Here is a 2,028-nt window from a genome sequence, read left to right as displayed (position 1 = left end):
GGATGGGTAGGGGAGCGTCGTGTGCCGGGTGAAGCCGCAGCGGAAGCTAGTGGTGGACGGTTCACGAGTGAGAATGCAGGCATGAGTAGCGATACACACGTGAGAAACGTGTGCGCCGATTGACTAAGGGTTCCTGGGTCAAGCTGATCTGCCCAGGGTAAGTCGGGACCTAAGGCGAGGCCGACAGGCGTAGTCGATGGATAACCGGTTGATATTCCGGTACCCGCTGTGAAGCGTCAAACATTGAACCAGGCGATGCTAAGTCCGTGAAGCCGCCCTGGAGCCTTCGGGCAAAGGGGAGTGGTGGAGCCGACGGACCAGACCTGTAGTAGGTGAGTGATGGGGTGACGCAGGAAGGTAGTCCAGCCCGGGCGGTGGTTGTCCCGGGGTAAGGGTGTAGGACGTCAGGTAGGTAAATCCGCCTGGCAATAGTCTGAGACCTGATGCCGAGCCGATTGTGGTGAAGTGGATGATCCTATGCTGTCGAGAAAAGCCTCTAGCGAGTTTCATGGCGGCCCGTACCCTAAACCGACTCAGGTGGTCAGGTAGAGAATACCGAGGCGTTCGGGTGAACTATGGTTAAGGAACTCGGCAAAATGCCCCCGTAACTTCGGGAGAAGGGGGGCCATCACTGGTGATCGGATTTACTCCGTGAGCTGGGGGTGGCCGCAGAGACCAGCGAGAAGCGACTGTTTACTAAAAACACAGGTCCGTGCGAAGCCGTAAGGCGATGTATACGGACTGACGCCTGCCCGGTGCTGGAACGTTAAGGGGACCGGTTAGTGCACTTTCGGGTGTGCGAAGCTGAGAACTTAAGCGCCAGTAAACGGCGGTGGTAACTATAACCATCCTAAGGTAGCGAAATTCCTTGTCGGGTAAGTTCCGACCTGCACGAATGGCGTAACGACTTCTCGACTGTCTCAACCATAGGCCCGGTGAAATTGCACTACGAGTAAAGATGCTCGTTTCGCGCAGCAGGACGGAAAGACCCCGGGACCTTTACTACAGTTTGATATTGGTGTTCGGTTCGGCTTGTGTAGGATAGCTGGGAGACTTTGAAGCGGGCACGCCAGTGTCTGTGGAGTCGTCGTTGAAATACCAGTCTGGTCGTGCTGGATGTCTAACCTGGGTCCGTGATCCGGATCAGGGACAGTGTCTGATGGGTAGTTTAACTGGGGCGGTTGCCTCCTAAAGAGTAACGGAGGCGCCCAAAGGTTCCCTCAGCCTGGTTGGCAATCAGGTGTTGAGTGTAAGTGCACAAGGGAGCTTGACTGTGAGACCGACGGGTCGAGCAGGGACGAAAGTCGGGACTAGTGATCCGGCGGTGGCTTGTGGAAGCGCCGTCGCTCAACGGATAAAAGGTACCCCGGGGATAACAGGCTGATCTTCCCCAAGAGTCCATATCGACGGGATGGTTTGGCACCTCGATGTCGGCTCGTCGCATCCTGGGGCTGGAGTCGGTCCCAAGGGTTGGGCTGTTCGCCCATTAAAGCGGTACGCGAGCTGGGTTTAGAACGTCGTGAGACAGTTCGGTCCCTATCCGCTGTGCGCGTAGGAATATTGAGAAGGGCTGTCCCTAGTACGAGAGGACCGGGACGGACGAACCTCTGGTGTGCCAGTTGTCCTGCCAAGGGCATGGCTGGTTGGCTACGTTCGGGAGGGATAACCGCTGAAAGCATCTAAGCGGGAAGCCTGCTTCGAGATGAGTATTCCCACCAACTAGATTGGTTAAGGCTCCCAGTAGACGACTGGGTTGATAGGCCGGATGTGGAAGCCCCGTAAGGGGTGAAGCTGACTGGTACTAATAGGCCGAGGGCTTGTCCTCAGTTGCTCGCGTCCACTGTGTTGGTTCTGAAACCACGAACAACCCCATACCCGTGTGGCCACGCGGTGTGGTGCGGTATTCACAGTTTCATAGTGTTTCGGTGGTCATAGCGTGAGGGAAACGCCCGGTTACATTCCGAACCCGGAAGCTAAGCCTTACAGCGCCGATGGTACTGCAGGGGGGACCCTGTGGGAGAGTAGGAC

General features: G+C 56.7%; 2 rRNA genes. Both read left to right on the top strand.

Going from position 1 to position 2,028, the window contains the following annotated elements:
• Positions 1-1,825: ribosomal RNA gene (locus tag O3Q52_RS52400) — 23S ribosomal RNA — on the top strand; the annotation flags it as partial.
• Between the two features lie 96 nt (positions 1,826-1,921).
• A 5S ribosomal RNA gene (rrf, locus tag O3Q52_RS52395) occupies positions 1,922-2,028 on the top strand; the annotation flags it as partial.

The sequence above is a fragment of the Streptomyces sp. ActVer genome (assembly GCF_027270795.1).
GTDB lineage: Bacteria > Actinomycetota > Actinomycetes > Streptomycetales > Streptomycetaceae > Streptomyces > Streptomyces umbrinus_A.
The sequence above is the reverse complement of the archived record's forward strand: the minus strand, read 5'-3'. Positions and strand labels throughout refer to the sequence as shown.